The sequence below is a fragment of the Leifsonia sp. McL0607 genome (assembly GCF_049993355.1).
GTDB lineage: Bacteria > Actinomycetota > Actinomycetes > Actinomycetales > Microbacteriaceae > Leifsonia.
In genome coordinates this window covers 878,295-893,850 of record NZ_CP188253.1, presented here as the reverse complement: position 1 = coordinate 893,850, position 15,556 = coordinate 878,295, and the positions used below count along the sequence as shown (strand labels likewise).

Below are 15,556 nucleotides of genomic sequence, written 5' to 3'. Positions count from 1 at the left end.
CATGACTTGGCACGCCCGCATGATCACCGCTGACGAAGACTTCGACGGCGCCCCGCTTCTTCGACGCGAATTCGCTCTGGAGGACGGCCACGGTGCCGTCTCTGCAGCGTCCCTTCATCTGAGCGCGCAGGGAGTCGTAGAGGTCTGGCTGAACGGCGCCCTGGTCTCCGGCGACCTCCTGACGCCAGGCTGGAGCAGCTACGAGTGGCGTCTGCGTTATTCCACCTACGACGTCACAGCGAACCTCGACACCGGGACGAACGTCCTCGGACTGGCCCTCGGCAACGGTTGGTATCGCGGCCGCCTGGGCTGGACCGGCGCTAACGGGTTCTACGGCGATGAACTCGGTGCGTTCGCTCAGCTCGAGGTGGAGTTCGAGGACGGCAGCACTCAGCTGGTTGTGACCGACGACGCGTGGGCCAGCGGCCCGAGCGCGGTGCTCGCGAACGACCTGTACGACGGCGAGACGATCGATGCGCGGCTGTGCGACGACTCGTGGAAGCTGCCCGGCTTCACTGGCGAGGGCTGGACCGGTGTGCACGCGCTCGAGTTCGACACCGCCAAACTGGCGGCGCGTTCCGGGCCGACGGTGCGTCGCTGGCAAGAGCTGCCCGTGAAGGAGATCAGCACGTCGCCGTCGGGCAAGACGCTCGTGGACTTCGGTCAGAACCTGGTCGGTTGGGTGCGCGTGAGGGTTCAGGGACCAGAGGGCGTCGAGGTGTCATTGAAGCATGCGGAAGTCCTCGAGCATGGCGAGTTGGGGACCCGTCCGTTGCGATCGGCTCTCGCGACCGACCGCTATATCCTGAGCGGTGGCGCGGACGAGTTCGAGCCGACGTTCACGTTCCACGGCTTCCGTTATGCGGAGGTCTCGGGCTGGCCGGGCGAGCTGAAGGCGGAGGATCTGACGGCGATCGCGGTCGGCTCGGAGCTGACCCGCATCGGCGAGTTCAGCAGCTCCGACCCGCTGCTCAATCAGTTCCACGAGAACGTGGTGTGGGGGATGCGCGGCAACTTCCTCGATGTGCCGACCGACTGCCCCCAGCGCGACGAGCGCCTGGGCTGGACCGGCGACATCGCGGCGTTCGCGCCGACCGCGGCGTTCCTCTACGATGTCGACGCCTTCCTCAGCGACTGGCTGGTCGACCTCGCGCTCGAGCAAGAGCATCAGGCGGGGGTGATTCCCTTCGTCGTCCCTGACGTGCTCAAATACCTCGATCGCCCGGGCAACCTCCCGCCAGCAGACGCGACTGCCGTCTGGAGTGATGCGGGCGTCTGGGTGCCCTGGGCTCTGTATCAGGCGTACGGCGACGAGAGAATTCTTCGCCAACAGTTCGGGTCGATGAGCGCACACCTGCGTCGGGTGAAGTCCTTGCTCTCGCCCGAAGGCGTCTGGACGGAAGGTTTCCAGTTCGGCGATTGGCTGGACCCGGATGCTCCGCCGGAGAACCCGGCGGCGGCGAAGGCCGACAAGGGTGTCGTGGCCACCGCGTGCGCGTACCACTCGGCACGCATCGTGGCGGACACGGCCGCGTTGCTCGGCCGTGCGGAGGAGGAGGCGGAGTTCCGCGCGATCGCGGAGGACTTGCGGGCGGCGTTCGATCGTGAGTATGTGCGTGACGGTGTTGTGACGAGTGATTGCACGACGGTGTATGCGTTGGCGATCCAGTTCGGGTTGCTGGATGCGGGCGATGAGGAGGTTGCGGGGGAGCGGCTGGCGGAACTGGCGGCGGAGGCTGGCTTCCGCATCTCGACGGGTTTCGCGGGTACGCCGTTCATCGCGGACGCATTGACGAAGACGGGGCATACGGAGGTGGCGTATCGGCTCCTGTTGGAGAGGGAGTGTCCGTCGTGGTTGTACCCGGTGACGATGGGGGCGACGACGGTGTGGGAGCGGTGGGATTCGATGCTGCCGGATGGCACGATCAATCCGGGGGAGATGACTTCGTTCAACCATTATGCGTTGGGTGCGGTCGCTGACTGGATGCACCGTGTGGTCGGTGGTCTGGCGCCGTTGAAGCCGGGGTACGCGTCGGTGCTCATCGCCCCGCAGCCCGGTGGCGGGCTGACGGAGGCGGCGACGTCGCTGGAGACTCCGCATGGTCGGGTGTCGGTGCGTTGGAGCCTGGACGGTGACCTCCTGACGGTCGACGCTGAGCTTCCGGAGGGTGTGGACGGCGTTCTGCGGTTGCCGGGCCGCGACGACCAGCACCTGACCGGCGGACCGATCTCGGTCACGAGCAACGTTGTGGCGGGGCAGCCTGTGGCGCGCTGAGGGATGCACAGGCATCGCGATGAAACCACGACTCGTCGCCGAGAGCCGGTGGCCACAGCCGCCGGCCTTTGGGGCTGCACATCGGCCTCCTACCATGCAGGCCGTCGCCGCTGAGGCACGTGTCTCGCTGGGAACGGTGTCGAACTACCTGAACCAGCCGTCACGGGTCGCACCTGCAACGCGCGATCGAGTGCAGGCGGCGATCGACCGGCTCGGTTACATTCGTAACGCTGCGGCGAGAGACCTCAAGCGCCGCGGGAGCGACGGCATCGGGCTCATCGTGCCGGACATTCTGAACCGGCTGTTCGTCGACATCGCCCGAGGCGCTCAGATAACCGCCGGCCACCAGAATCTGAGCCTCCTCATGGCCAACGCGGTCTATGCCTTCGAATCCTTCTCCCCGCGAGTGACGAGCGACCAGCAGGACCAATTCCTCGACTACTTCGCCGAGGAGCGGATGAGAGGGATCCTCTACGCGGCGATGAGCGACCCCACGGCCGGAATCAATCGGATCCGCGCCCATGTAAGGCCGATCGTCGTCATCAACTACGACCGGCCGGGCGACTGGTGTTCAGTGCTCGTCGACAACCAGCAGGCCGGCCGTCTCGGCGGCGAGCACCTGGCTGAAGCCGGCTTCCGTACGGTGTACTTTCTGTCGCCGCCGAATGTGGCACAGGCGATCTCCGATCGTCGGGCCGGGGCCAGGGACGCTGCCCGCAGGCTGGAGCTTCAGCTCATCGAGTGGAAAGTCGACGGCCTCTGGCTGGACGATGGCCGGCGAGCCATCGAGGAGATTGTGGCTCGCACCTCCACAAATGAACGATTCGCCGTGCTCGGAGTCACCGACGAACTGGCCCTCGGCGCGCTCGGTGCATTGCGAATGCACCCACAGCTCCGTGTCCCCGAGGATGTAGCTGTAATGGGCCTCGACGGAACCCACGACGGGAAGTTCTCCGACTGGATCAGCCTCACGTCGGTGACCGTCCCCGGTAATCGCATGGGTGAAGAGGCCATCCGCCTCGTACTCGACGAGGCCGAGCCACGCCACAGGCACGAGAGGATGGTGCTTCCGGTCGGTGTTCGGCGCGGCGGAAGCACCGGCGCAGCGGAAACGACGATCCTCGCGTATCCCCGGCATTCGGTGCAGAACGGTTCGTCGCCACTCGTGCCATGAGAGTCGACAATCGATACCGTCTGGCCACGTGGTTGGATCGTCGAGGGGTCAGAAGGGCCGGCAACCGACTGATCGGCTACCGGCCCCTCCGAGTTGTGATGCTGTGGGAGCAGGTCGTTGTCAGATGCGCCCTGACTGAATCTGGCTCAATGCCTTCGCGTCACCACGTGACCGTTTGGGACGAGCCGCCCTGGACGGTCCTTTCTGTGTCGCCGCCGTCGCCTGGAACCGTGATCTGCGCTGTTGTTCCTGCCGGTGCCTCCACGGCGAGCGAGTACCGCTTGCCGATCTTCCAGCTGACATCGACCGAATCATACGGTGTCGGCACGACGCCATCGGCCCAGCTGAGGCTACCGACGTGCGGGGTCACCGTGAACGTCTTGTAGCCGGGATCTGCGGGACTGACTCCGAGGACGTAGCTGGTCATGATGGCGGTCGGGCCGCCTGCCCAGCCGTGCGCGAGGCTCACGCGCGCCTGGTCCGGAGTGCCGTTGGGCGCATAGTTCTCCCAGAACGCGCCCGTGTGGTAGGGATTGTTCGAGTCGATCATCTTGTCCCAGGTCTTGTGGAGCAGTTCCTCCGCTCCGGCCGAGTCGCCCGCGAGATAGTGGGCCTCGATCTCGAAGGCCGTGACGAACGGACTGATGAGGTTCGAATACGGCGATCCGGACGAGTACGGCTCCGCCCCCTCCGTGCCCCACAGCGTCTTCAGCTGAGTGATGATCTGCGGGATGTTCGCCTGCGGGGCCACGCCGAAGATCACCGCGAGGGAGTTGCCGTCCTGGGGACGGAACGATCACCGGCAAGAAGGGTGACTCGTTCGAGGCGGGAAAGCTCGGGAAGTTCACCGTCGGCGACGACGCCACCGTCCTCCTCGGCGACCCGTTCGTCTTCAACAAGGACAACATCGACAAGTTCAACTTCTAGAACGCTCCATGGACAGGGGTCGGCGGCCGTGCGGTCATCGGAGCCAGAGGATGGTGGCGGCGAGGGTGATTTCGGCTTTGAAGTAGGCGGCGCGTTTGGCTCAGCAGGGGACCCGCGCCATCGCGAACGCCCTGTTCGGAATCGACAACCCCGGCGGCAAGCTTCCGTACGCATTCCCAGGCGCACCGGCCAGGTTCCGATCTACGCAGGTCAGCACAACGGCAGCGGCTACCGCCCCACCGAGTCCGACATGCACAAGGGCTACCGCGACCTGCCGGCCACACCGCTCTTCGCGTTCGGACACGGCCTCAGCTACACGACCTTCGCCTACAGCGAGGTGATGCTCAGCGACACTACCGTCGACGGATCCGGTTCCATCGAGGTCAGCGTCAGCGTCGAGAACACCGGAGCGGTCACCGGCGACGAGGTGGTGCAGCTGTACTTCAGCGACATCGCCCACGGGTCTGGCGCGGCCCGCGCAAGAGCTCGTCGGCTACCACCGCACCTCGCTCGAGCCCGGAGCAACCCAGACCGTCACCTTCACAGTGCAGCTCGACCAGCTCGCCTACCTGGACCTGGACGGCTCGACCTGGATCGTGGAGCCAGGACCGATCGACGTCCTCGTCGGCTCCGCGTCGGACGACATTCGTGCGCACGCGAGGTTCGAGGTCACCGGACCGAAGGTCACGGTCGGCCGCTCGCGCTCCTTATCTCTCGGAGTCGCGCCTCCGATAGATCTCCCGCTCAGCTTCCGAGACCTGCGGGCTGTCGCAGTGTCTCGGCGGAAGCCGCGCCCACGGGTGCGTCGTGCATACATTGCTCGGGAGCGTGTTGTTGCTAACGATGCCGATGGAATCCGTCCCGATCGCTCCGGAGCCAAGAAGGCGGGGGCGTTCGGCGCTCATTGCATCATCGAGATGGCCACTGAGACCAGTGGACGAGATGCGAGTTCTGCTCGCTTCGCAGCCCGGAGGTAGGCGAGCGACTATCAGGTCGTGTTGAAAGCCGCTGTTGTGGCTGGAGTTCCGTCATAGGCGAGCAGGTTTCGGACGGTCATCGGGGTGAGCGGGGTCGCGCTGTCGAGGCTGGAAATCGACGTGAGCACCGCATCTAGGGCAAGCCGGAGTGCGCCCAGCTCAACGGCGTCGTCGCCGAGCCTGGAACGAGAGACGACGGGAGCGCGAACGGAACTGCGCCGAAGATGTTCATTGAGCCGCGGGATAAGGAGGTCTGCGGCGTGCGTGAAGCTTCCGCCGAGAACGACGGCGGCCGGGTCGATTGTGAGAACCATCGCGATCAACCCTCGAGCCACCTTGTCGACGAACGTGTCGACGGCTGCGACGGCGACCTGGTCGCCGATGCGAGCCGCTTCGAAGACAGCGGCGGCGGCGAGGTCGCGATCGACGGTGTTCGCAGATGGCAGAGCTGCGGCGAGGAGCTGGGCCGCGGAGTTCCAGCCGAGCTCGGGGATTTCGCCGATCTCCCCGGCGGCGCCGCTCGCACCCCGATGCAGTTCGCCGTGAAGTATCAGCCCCACTCCGAGGCGCGTTCCGATCAGGAGATAGATGAGGTCGTCGGAGCGCTGCCCGTACCAATGCTCTGCAAGCGCAGCAAGATTGCAGTCGTTCTCCACGCGAGTTCGCCCGTGGAACTGCCTGCCGAGTTCGTCGCCGAGGTTGCGGCCATCCCAGCCGGGAAGCACAACCGACTTGGCGATGGTTCCGGCAGGGTCGACGACACCGGATGTCGCGACCGTGGTAGACCAAATGGCCTCGGACTCAAGACCTGCTCGGCTTAGCGCACCCGACATCGTGTCCGCGACTGCCGCGATTCGGACCGTTGCGTCCGCGCCGGGGGGGACATCCTGCTGCGCCCGCTGGAGAACCTCGCCGGCCAGATCGGCGATCGTGACCGACACCGTACCGGAGCCGATGTCGATCGCCGCGATGTGTCCCACGTCGGCTGCGAACTGGAAGGTGCGCGCCGGCCGGCCCGCACGCACGCCCGACGCCGCAGGAGCAGTCTCTCGGAGCCAACCAGCTGCGACGAGGTCCTCGGCGACGAGATTGGTGGTCCGCCACGAAAGGCCCGTCTCCTTGGAGACGTCGCTCAGCGGAAGGCCGTCTCGCCCACGCATGTGCTCCAGGATGAGCAATTCGTTGATGCGACGGACCATCGTCTGGTCCGTCGCAGCCGTCGCGCGTGTGCTCCGCATGATTGCTCCCTTCAGAGCAGATCGCCCGATTTCTTGACCTCAGGTCATTATGTAGCAAATCGCCAATTGCTAATTCGTGAAGTGTGTTCCAGAATAGCTATCAATAACCACGAAGGAGTGACATGATCGACGGCCCTGAACCCTCGGATATGCGACGCGATCTGTGGCCGCGCCCGACGATCCGAGTCGGTGTGATCGGCGCGGGGGAGAGGTCGACAATCGCTCGCTACGTTCCCGAAGGGTCATCGGGCGTGGATGCCCGAGTCGTGGCAGTCGCCGATGTGACGGAGACGGGCCGCGTTCGGGCCCGAGCGGATTTCCCGTTCGCAGAGGTTGTCGGGAGCCACACAGAACTGGCCGCGTCCGGAGCGATCGACGCTGCGATCGTGACCACGCCGGACGCTACTCACGCCCGGATCGCGATCGACCTGCTGAACTCGGGCATCGCCGTCTACCTCGAGAAGCCTCTGGCGACGACCGTGGATGACGCCGACGCAGTCCTGGCCGCAGCGGCAGCGACCGGCACCCCGCTGTACGTTGGCCACAACTTCCGCCACTCCGGGGTGGTCAACGCGCTTCGAAACGTTGTCGAGAGCGGGGAGGTCGGCGAGGTCAAGACCGTGTGGTGCCGGCATTTCGTCGGGCATGGCGGCGACTACTACTTCAAGGACTGGCATGCGGACCGTCGCAATGTGAACTCCCTCCTGCTCCAGAAGGCGAGCCATGATCTCGACGTGATCCACCTGCTCGCCGGCGGATACACACGACGGGTTGTCGGGATGGGGTCTCTCTCGGTCTACGGCAGCATCGACGACCGCAGGGACCGATCCGACGAGAGACTGGGCGAGTGGTTCTCGCTGGACAACTGGCCACCGCTTACTCAGACCGGGCTGCACCCCGTCGTGGATGTCGAGGACGTCTCCATGATGTTGATGTCTCTCGACAACGGCGTCGTCGCAAGCTACGAGCAGTGCCACTTCACGCCCGACTACTGGCGAAACTACACGATCGTCGGAACCGAAGGCCGAGCCGAGAACTTCGGTGACACCGGTGGTGGTGTGATCAAGGTCTGGAACCACCGGCGCGACTGGCAGGTCGCCGGCGATCGCGAGTATCCGATCGCCGGAGTCCCCAGCGGACATGCGGACGCCGACGAGATCACCGTACGCGAATTCCTCCGCCACCTCGCGTACGGCGAGCCCATCTCGGTCTCGCCGGTCGCCGCCCGTGAGGCGGTCGCCGTCGGCGATCTGGCCACGCGATCCCTCCGCGACGGGTCCACCCCTCGAGAGGTGCCCCCGCTCTCCGAACATGTCCTCCATCACTTCTCCCGGGTCGCGGCAGCCCCCACGCCGATATCGACCCCGTGAGTCGCCCCACCCCACCGAAAGGAAACCTGCAATGAAGCATCACGTTCTCCGCCCCAAATCCGCAGCGAGAATCGCCGTGGGGATCGCCTCGACTGCGATTGCGGCCTCCCTACTGGCCGGCTGCTCGGTGGGAGCCTCCGGCAACGCGGCCGCCGATTCGGTCGACAAGAACACGGCGGCGGATCTGACGTATGCGATCTGGGACCAGAATCAGGTCGACGCGATCAACGCGAACATCAAGGCGTTCAACAAGGAATACCCAAAGATCAAGGTGAACGTCGACGTCTCGCCCTGGGACGCCTACTGGACCAAGCTCCAGACCGAAGCGTCGAGCAACACGCTGCCGGACCTCTTCTGGATGAACGGGCCGAACTTCGACCTGTATGCGTCGAATGGGAAGATCGCCCCGATCACCGACCAGGTGAAGTCCGGAGCCATCGATCCGAAGAATTACTCGCAGGCGCTCGACGACATGTACAGCTACAAGGGCGTGCAGTACGGCGTGCCGAAGGACTTCGACACCGTGGCCGTCTGGGTGAACAAGGATCTGTTCGCGCAAGCAGGTGTCGCGTTGCCCGATGCTTCCTGGACCTGGGATGAATTCCAGAAGGCTGCGGCCGAGATCTCCTCGAAGCTCAAGGCGCAGGGTGCCTACGGCGCGGCCGGAAACCTCGCCGGCGGACAGACCACCTACTACGACACCATCCTGCAGGCCGGCGGCAACGTCATCAGCGACGACCACGCACAGAGCCAGTACGACACGCCGGAAGCCGAGAAGGGCGTCCAGTTCTGGACCGACCTCATCGCCTCGGGCGGCTCGCCCAGCGTCAAGCAGCTGACCGACACGGCGTCCGACAAGTGGTTCACGGACGGCAAGCTCGCGATGCTCTTCGACGGCAGCTGGTTCCGCTCGGAGCTGAAGGGTACGGCTCCGGAGAACAGCACGATCGTCCTCCCGCTCCCGGTGGGGCAGAAGCAGGCCACTGTCATCCACGGCCTCACGAATGCCGTCGCCTCCGGCAGCAAGAATCTGGCTGCGGCGCACGCCTTCCAGACCTTCCTCGCGGGCAAGAAGGCGCAGGAGCAGCAGGGCGACCTGGGCGCGGTGATCCCCGCGTTCAACGGCACGCAGGCCGCTTTCGTGAAGTCGCTCCCGAGCGCGAATCTTCAGGTCTTCATCGACGCGGTCAAGTACGCGAAGCCGCTGCCGATCTCCAAGAACACCGCCGCCTGGAACGTTTACGAGACGAACCTGCTCCCTGCAGCCTTCGACGGCACGCAGACGGTGTCGTCCGTGCTCAGCGACGTCGCCTCGAAGATGAACGTGGCCTTGGCCAAGGAGTAGCCGATGGCGATCGACATCAGCGGGCGCGAAGACACCGTGCCGGCCGAAGTCGCCTCACTCGGCCATGACGGACGTACCGTCCGTCGCGGGCCGGGCGGGCCGGCCTCGCGCCGTCGACCGCTCGGGCGCACGGGTTGGTGGGCGTGGGCGTTCCTACTCCCGCTGCTCATCGGGGTCGGCGTCTTCTACATCTGGCCCATTCTGCAGACGTTCTTCTACTCCTTCACGACGTGGGGGGTGTTCGGCGGGTGGACGTTCTCCGGACTGGACAACTTCCACTCGCTGCTGACCGATCCCGCCTTCTACCAGTCGCTGCTGAATACGGCGATCTACACGGCAATCGTGCTGATCGGCATCCCGATCGCGGTCTGGCTGGCGAGTCTTTTGAACACGCCGGGCCTACGGCTCACGTCGTTCTATCGGGTTCTCTTCTTCCTCCCGTACGTGGCGATGCCCACGGCTATCGCTCTCGTCTGGCGGATGATCTTCAACGGCGACTTCGGCATCCTCAACTGGGCGCTCTCCCTCGTCGGAGTGCGCGGCCCGTACTGGCTGTCGACACCGGGATTCGCGTTGATCGCCGTGTCGGTCGTGGGACTGTGGTCGTCGCTCGGCTTCTCCATGATCATCCTCGGCGCGGGACTGAAATCCATCCCGCCGGAACTGTACGAGGCCGCGGAGCTGGACGGCGCCAGCCGTGCCCGCGCCTTCCGAAGCGTCACCGTCCCCCTGCTGAGCCCCAGCATCTTCTTCGTCGCCGTCGTGACGACGATCTCGAGCTTTCAACTCTTCGATCTGCTCTACGCGCTCCTCGGCAGCACCAATCCGGTCATGCCGCGGACGATGTCGCTGGTCTTCTACTTCTACAGCACCGGCTTCATCAGCAATGACAAGGGGCTCGCGGCGGCGATCGCAATCGCGATATTCATACTCATCGGACTCGTAACACTGTTTCAGTTCCGACTCCAGCGGAAATGGGTTCAGTCATGACCACGACCTCGCTCGGACGCAGCACCGGAACAACCGCAGGACGGTCTCGACGCCGGGGACATGCGCTCATTCATGTCGTCCTCGCGGTGGGTGGTGCGCTGATGGCGTTCCCGTTCATCTGGCAGATCATCATGTCGCTGTCGACGAACTCGGAAGTGCAGAGCGTGACGCCGACGTTCTGGCCGGCGGAGCTGCAGTGGCAGAACTATGTGGAGGTCTTCCGGCGTCTTCCGTTCCTCAGCCAGTTGTGGACTTCCATCGTCATCACCGTGATCCGAACTCTCGGCCAGATCGTCATCTGCACCCTTGCGGGCTACGCGTTCGCGAGGATGCGTTTTCGGGGGCGCGCACTCCTCTTGGCTGCGGTTCTCTCCATCCTGCTCGTCCCGTCGCAGGTGTACCTGCTTTCGCAATACCAGATCATCCAGGGCCTGGGCTGGCTGAACACCACGATCGGGCTGGTCGCGCCCGGTCTTTTCAGCGCGTTCGGCACCTTCCTCATGCGCACCGCCTTCCTTGCCCTGCCGAGCGAGCTCGAGGAGGCTGCACGAGTGGACGGCGCAAATCCCTTCCAGGCCTTCTGGAAGATCATGCTCCCGCTGGTCAAACCGACCATCAGCGTCCTTGCCATCACGACCGTGCTGTTTTCGTGGAACGAACTGCTCTGGCCCCTGGTCGTCACCACGCGTTCGGACTCGATGCCCCTTGCGGCCGGCCTGGCAACGCTCTCGAGCGATCACCAGATCGACTACCCGGTGCTCATGGCGGCAAGCCTGCTCGCCATGGCACCTGTCCTCATCGCTTTCATCGCACTACAGCGTCGCGTCATCGAGGGACTGGCATCCTCCGGTCTGAAGTGACATGGCAGCGCGAGCAAAGCCGCTCGCGTCTCGACAATTTGAGGAGCCACGATGAAACATCCACGAATGGTCGCCTTCACAACAGCCGCTGCCCTGACAGCGGCCGGGGCATTGATCGCGTCGCCCGCCGCCGGGACCCCACCCCTCGCGCCGGCTACGACGTATACCGTGACGATGGGCGCGACCGGATCCAACCCGGTCGTCGCCGACTCACCGTCCAGTCCCTACATCGACAAGGACGGAACCTTCTACACCCAGCAGTCGACTGCGCTCTACGGAGCAACCGATACCCGGGTGTGGGCATTCAAAACCGGGACGGACATCGATCATCTGAGCACTGCTGCGATCGCGAACTCGGCCGATCCGGCAAACAGCCAGGACAACAACAACAACACGACTTGGCGCTGCAACAACAGCCCGACCGGGCTTTCGGCGACCGTCTCGACCGGATCCGCGTACCCGGAACTGAACTACTGCGACCTGATCGGGACGTGGGTCGACCCCGATACCGGCAACTGGATCGGCCTCGTACACGACGAGTTCACCGGTGCCCCATTCAACGACGGCATGCACTACGACTCGATCGACTACGCGGTCTCCACAGATCAGGGACACACGTGGAAGATCACGGGTCACGCGATCACCTCGCCTTACAGCACTACGCGAATGGACACGGCGGCCTTCCCGAACCAGACCTACTACTTCGGTGACGGTGACCAGCGTCTATTCGTGGATATCGCCTCGGGCTATTTCTACGTCTACTACTCGTCGATGATCGTCAACAAGTCAGGCGGGTACGTCCGTCACGAGCATGTCGCGCGAGCGCCCATCTCGGGGAAGATGGCGACCGGCACCTGGCAGAAGTGGTACAACGGCACCTGGACCGAGAACGGGGTCGGCGGCAAGGAAAGCAACATCGTGCCAGCGGTGGCTGCAAGTGACACCGGGTACACCCCTCCTGCAAACGAGTGGAAGCCGACCACCACGGGCACGGGCGCAACCCAGATCAGCGCCGGGACCATGCCGGACGAGTCCGCTCTCCTCTACATGAGCGTGACCTACGACGCGTATCTCGGGCTTTACATTGCCGAGGCGAAGCCTTTTGACAGGACAGACAACCTCAAGCTGCCGATGCCGATCTTCGCGACGGACGACCTCTTCACACAGAAGTGGTTCAAGATCGGCGACACCGGGAGCGTGAACTACGGCTCCTACTGGTACCACTGGTTCATCGATGCGAACAGCAAGACGAGCGGCACGATCGTCGGCAAGACGTTTCGCGAGTACTGTGACTTCAACTGCCCGAGCGGTAGCCCGGAGTGGCGCTCGATCGCACTCGACTCGACCACCCCGGCCGTCCCCGTCGACACCGGTCGTACCTATCAGATCGCGGGCAATGGCCTCGCGCTGACCGCCGTGAACGGACAGCAGACGGTGTCAACTGTGGCTACGGGTTCCGCCGGAGATCTGGCGCAATGGTCCTTCCGACCCCTGGGCGACGGGTCATACGCGATCGAGAACAACGCAACCGGATCGGCGCTCGCCGTCCCGTCGACTCCTGCCGGTCGGGCCTGGGGGACACAACCTGTTGTGGCCATCGACGACGCGGCGACCACGGTCGCCGAGCAATGGTTCGTCGTGCCCGTGCGCACGGCGTCGAGCCAAATCGTCCCGGGGTCGTTCAAGCTGGTCAACCGGTACAGCGGCCTGGTGCTCGCTCTGTCATCGGCGCATTCCGCCGAAACCACTCCGGCACGGGCATGGACCGACGCCACCGGCTCGGGCGTGGGTGCCGGCCGAGCCGCCCTCGAGCAGACGATCGGGCTGACGCCGGTCAACCTCGCCTTCCACAAGGCGTCGACCGATAGCAGCCATGAGGGAGGCTCGGTCGGTCCCGGCTACGCGGTCGACGGTGCCGCCACCTACACGAATGGCCAGCGCACCTACTGGGGAGCCGGCCCGCTCCCGCAGTGGTGGGAAGTGGATCTGGGCCGCCAGTACAACCTGAGTCACATCAACGTCACCAACTACGTGGACGGCAATCGCTATTACGACTACACGGTCGACGCGAGTGCAGACGGCAGGACGTGGACGACGATCGCGACCAAGTCGAACACGGCCGTCGCCACGGCTGCCGGCGACGATTACCCGGTGAATGGGACCGCCAGGTACATCCGGATCACGGTGACGCACAACTCGGCCAACACCAGCGGGCACCTCGTCGACGTCGTCGTCGACGGTACGGCGGTCACGGATCTTGCCCGTTCGAAGGCGGCGACGGCGCAGAGCGACGAAGGCACGACCTTCGCCGCGGACAAGGCCGTCGACGGGTCCGCCCCCTACCTCTCCAACCTGTCCTATTGGGGCGCTGGGCCGTTGCCGCAGTGGTGGCAGGTCGACTTGGGCAGCGCATACTCGCTGAGCTCCGTCAGCATCACCAACTACGCGGATGGCGTTCGGTACTACCAGTACACAGTCGAAGGAAGCACTGACGGGACGACCTGGTCGACCCTCGCGCAGAAGGCGGACAACACAGTGGCCACCTGGCAAGGAGACATCTACCCGGTAACCGGCGTCGCTCGGTACATCAGGGTCACCGTCACATACAACTCCGCCAACACCAGCGGCCACCTCTCGAATGTGACGATCCGGTAGCCCGCGACGGGCACGCGAACTCCACGTTTCCGTGCCCGTCGCGCTCAAGACGCACGCACGAGGGGCGCCAATGGCACAGAAGCCCAACCCATCGACTAAGAGCTTCCGCCGATAGGTCAGGGTTGTCGGGCGCTCCTGCCGTGCCAGCGGTGGCGTTTCCATCCTTCGCGAAGTAGTCGGCGGACGATGATGATGGCGTTGGCGAGGGCGATGAACGCGTCGATCACGCGGACGCGGCGTTCGGTGCAGATGTGGAGCTTCTTGAAGCCGCGGTTGTGCCAGGAGTTCGTGCGTTCCACGACCCAGCGGGCGCCGGCCTGGAGCGGGGTGCCCTTCTTGCTGATGACCCAGTCGCAGCCGAGGCTGCTTAGCAGGTTGCGGGTCTTGCCCGAGTCGTAGCCGGCGTCCAGGTGCACGGTGATCTGCTCGGGCAGGTCGAACCCGAACCGGGCCAGCTTCTCCAGGGTCGGGGCGAGCAGGGGCGAGTCGTGCCGGTTCGCTGGCGCTGCGACGACGCCGAGCGGGATCCCGCCGCCATCGACCAGGACCGAGCGTTTCGTGCCCTGCTTTCCCCGGTCTACCGGGGATCTGCCCGCGGCCTCACCTCCGCAGGGTGCTTTCACGATGCACCCGTCCACGGACAGGTTCGCCAGATCCAGGCCGATCATCTTCTCGTACCCGTTTAGGCAGAGCCGTTCCAGTTCGGTGAAGAGTCCCGCGGTGATCCATTCGTCGCGGCGGCGGCGGATCGTGGTGGCCGAGCAGGTGTGGTCGGCGATTTTCTCGTACGCGGCACCGAGGACGAGTACCTGGATCAGCTTGTCGAACACGATCCGGTCCGGGATCCTCGGCCGGTGGCCACCCCACGGGTGCTCGTCCACGACGGGTGGGATCAACGCTTCGAACTGCGCCCAAATGGGCTCGATGATGGAAGATGGAACAGCAGGCACGAGCACTCCTGGGCAACGACGGAATCTTGGTCGAAACCGTGTTTAACAGGGCTCGTGCCTGCCCTACGCCAACGCCACACCCCTACCTATCGGCGCGACCTCTAACTCTGAGGAAACATGACGGTCAACCATCGTGGAACACCATTGAACGGCACAAAGCCGGGGAGCCTGTCGAGATCTACTCGATCTGCTCTTCACCCCCGATGGTCCTAGCGGCGTCGATTGCCCAGGCCGCCGCCGATTCGAGCTATGTGCTGATCGAGGCGATGAATCCAGCAGAGAGGGGAACGAGTATGTGGGTCGATGCCACACTTGCGGACGCCGCCGAATCGCTCAATGGCAAGGTGTACGCGATCGGGATGGGTTGGAACTCGATCAGCGCATCCGCTTTCCCGGTGCGCCATCCGCGCATGGCTCTCGTCGTGATCATTCGTGTCTCGTATGCGGAGTGCGGAGATGAGCACCTGCTGGAGATCCACTTGGACGATGCCGACGGACATCGCCTCGGGATCGGTCCTGGGGGCAGCGACCTCTTCGGCGTTGTTCTCGCTCCGGATCGCTCACCTTTCGAGGGTGATGAGCGAGTGATTCCGGTCGCGGTCACCGTCGATCAGGTGGTGTTCCCCTCGGCTGGTCGATACAACTGGGTGGTCGAAATCGACGGTCAGGAGCGAGCCCGCCTCCCGATGCGGCTCATGCTGATCGACAGTTGACGAGTTCGGCGGGTGGCGTTACGGGCACACGTCTCGCTCGGTCCACGACGTACTGTCGTGACCAGGCGAATGGCGGGCCGGA

Annotated in this window: 13 protein-coding genes; 9 read left to right on the top strand and 4 right to left on the bottom strand. The window is 64.7% G+C overall.

What is annotated here, in order from left to right:
• Position 1: 1 nt before the first annotated feature.
• Both ACPPVW_RS04395 and ACPPVW_RS04390 read left to right on the top strand, forming a co-directional pair.
• Positions 2 to 2,275: a family 78 glycoside hydrolase catalytic domain gene (locus ACPPVW_RS04395; RefSeq protein WP_426625318.1), complete on the top strand. Its 2,274-nt coding sequence runs from the start codon at positions 2 to 4 to the stop codon at positions 2,273 to 2,275.
• A 94-nt stretch (positions 2,276 to 2,369) separates the two neighbouring features.
• Positions 2,370 to 3,449, top strand: a complete 1,080-nt coding sequence (locus tag ACPPVW_RS04390; protein ID WP_426625317.1) for a LacI family DNA-binding transcriptional regulator — start codon at positions 2,370 to 2,372, stop codon at positions 3,447 to 3,449.
• A gap of 160 nt (positions 3,450 to 3,609) precedes the next feature.
• Here the strand turns inward: ACPPVW_RS04390 and ACPPVW_RS04385 are convergent, their stop codons facing one another.
• Together ACPPVW_RS04385 and ACPPVW_RS04380 are read right to left on the bottom strand one after the other, a co-directional pair.
• Positions 3,610 to 4,212 carry an alpha-L-rhamnosidase C-terminal domain-containing protein gene (locus ACPPVW_RS04385; RefSeq protein ID WP_426625316.1) on the bottom strand — a complete coding sequence of 201 codons (603 nt, stop codon included), beginning with the start codon at positions 4,210 to 4,212 and terminating at the stop codon, positions 3,610 to 3,612.
• Positions 4,213 to 4,703: 491 nt separating this feature from the next.
• On the bottom strand, positions 4,704 to 4,829 hold the full coding sequence (locus tag ACPPVW_RS04380; RefSeq protein WP_426625315.1) for a hypothetical protein: 126 nt from the start codon (positions 4,827 to 4,829) through the stop codon (positions 4,704 to 4,706).
• Positions 4,830 to 4,840: 11 nt separating this feature from the next.
• Here ACPPVW_RS04380 and ACPPVW_RS04375 point away from each other — a divergent pair, with 11 nt between their 5' ends.
• Complete coding sequence (locus tag ACPPVW_RS04375; protein WP_426626247.1) at positions 4,841 to 5,353, top strand: fibronectin type III-like domain-contianing protein; 513 nt, start codon at positions 4,841 to 4,843, stop codon at positions 5,351 to 5,353.
• A gap of 11 nt (positions 5,354 to 5,364) precedes the next feature.
• Here the strand turns inward: ACPPVW_RS04375 and ACPPVW_RS04370 are convergent, their stop codons facing one another.
• The gene (locus ACPPVW_RS04370; RefSeq protein ID WP_426625314.1) at positions 5,365 to 6,591 is read right to left on the bottom strand and encodes an ROK family protein; all 1,227 of its coding nucleotides are present in this window, start codon (positions 6,589 to 6,591) and stop codon (positions 5,365 to 5,367) included.
• A 122-nt stretch (positions 6,592 to 6,713) separates the two neighbouring features.
• On the opposite strand from ACPPVW_RS04370, the gene ACPPVW_RS04365 reads away from it, so the two are divergent.
• The 5 genes from ACPPVW_RS04365 to ACPPVW_RS04345 are packed head-to-tail and all read left to right on the top strand — an operon-like array spanning position 6,714 to position 13,811.
• A complete protein-coding gene (locus ACPPVW_RS04365) occupies positions 6,714 to 7,961 on the top strand; it encodes a Gfo/Idh/MocA family protein (protein WP_426625313.1) in 1,248 nt (415 codons plus the stop codon).
• Between the two features lie 31 nt (positions 7,962 to 7,992).
• Positions 7,993 to 9,306 (top strand): ABC transporter substrate-binding protein, encoded by a 1,314-nt coding sequence (locus ACPPVW_RS04360; RefSeq protein ID WP_426625312.1) that lies wholly within the window; start codon positions 7,993 to 7,995, stop codon positions 9,304 to 9,306.
• A gap of 3 nt (positions 9,307 to 9,309) precedes the next feature.
• Positions 9,310 to 10,296, top strand: a complete 987-nt coding sequence (locus tag ACPPVW_RS04355; protein WP_426625311.1) for a carbohydrate ABC transporter permease — start codon at positions 9,310 to 9,312, stop codon at positions 10,294 to 10,296.
• Positions 10,293 to 11,156: a carbohydrate ABC transporter permease gene (locus ACPPVW_RS04350; protein ID WP_426625310.1), complete on the top strand. Its 864-nt coding sequence runs from the start codon at positions 10,293 to 10,295 to the stop codon at positions 11,154 to 11,156. The genes ACPPVW_RS04355 and ACPPVW_RS04350 overlap by 4 nt, the downstream gene beginning before the upstream one ends.
• Positions 11,157 to 11,207: 51 nt before the next feature.
• A complete protein-coding gene (locus ACPPVW_RS04345) occupies positions 11,208 to 13,811 on the top strand; it encodes a discoidin domain-containing protein (RefSeq protein ID WP_426625309.1) in 2,604 nt (867 codons plus the stop codon).
• Positions 13,812 to 13,927: 116 nt separating this feature from the next.
• Here the strand turns inward: ACPPVW_RS04345 and ACPPVW_RS04340 are convergent, their stop codons facing one another.
• Complete coding sequence (locus ACPPVW_RS04340) at positions 13,928 to 14,761, bottom strand: IS5 family transposase (protein WP_426623971.1); 834 nt, start codon at positions 14,759 to 14,761, stop codon at positions 13,928 to 13,930.
• Between ACPPVW_RS04340 and ACPPVW_RS04335 the strand changes: the two genes are divergently transcribed.
• Entirely contained in the window at positions 14,746 to 15,474 is a 729-nt protein-coding gene (locus tag ACPPVW_RS04335; protein ID WP_426625308.1) for a DUF6941 family protein, read from the top strand. The genes ACPPVW_RS04340 and ACPPVW_RS04335 overlap by 16 nt on opposite strands.
• Positions 15,475 to 15,556 lie beyond the last annotated feature (82 nt).

Coding starts and splice junctions, on each gene's coding strand:
- ACPPVW_RS04365 (WP_426625313.1), top strand. CDS start 6,714: ATGATCGACGGCCCTGAACCCTCGGATATGCGACGCGATCTGTGGCCG.
- ACPPVW_RS04360 (WP_426625312.1), top strand. CDS start 7,993: ATGAAGCATCACGTTCTCCGCCCCAAATCCGCAGCGAGAATCGCCGTG.
- ACPPVW_RS04370 (WP_426625314.1), bottom strand. CDS start 6,591: ATGCGGAGCACACGCGCGACGGCTGCGACGGACCAGACGATGGTCCGT.
- ACPPVW_RS04350 (WP_426625310.1), top strand. CDS start 10,293: ATGACCACGACCTCGCTCGGACGCAGCACCGGAACAACCGCAGGACGG.
- ACPPVW_RS04355 (WP_426625311.1), top strand. CDS start 9,310: ATGGCGATCGACATCAGCGGGCGCGAAGACACCGTGCCGGCCGAAGTC.
- ACPPVW_RS04395 (WP_426625318.1), top strand. CDS start 2: ATGACTTGGCACGCCCGCATGATCACCGCTGACGAAGACTTCGACGGC.
- ACPPVW_RS04390 (WP_426625317.1), top strand. CDS start 2,370: ATGCAGGCCGTCGCCGCTGAGGCACGTGTCTCGCTGGGAACGGTGTCG.
- ACPPVW_RS04335 (WP_426625308.1), top strand. CDS start 14,746: ATGGAACAGCAGGCACGAGCACTCCTGGGCAACGACGGAATCTTGGTC.
- ACPPVW_RS04380 (WP_426625315.1), bottom strand. CDS start 4,829: ATGTCGCTGAAGTACAGCTGCACCACCTCGTCGCCGGTGACCGCTCCG.
- ACPPVW_RS04345 (WP_426625309.1), top strand. CDS start 11,208: ATGAAACATCCACGAATGGTCGCCTTCACAACAGCCGCTGCCCTGACA.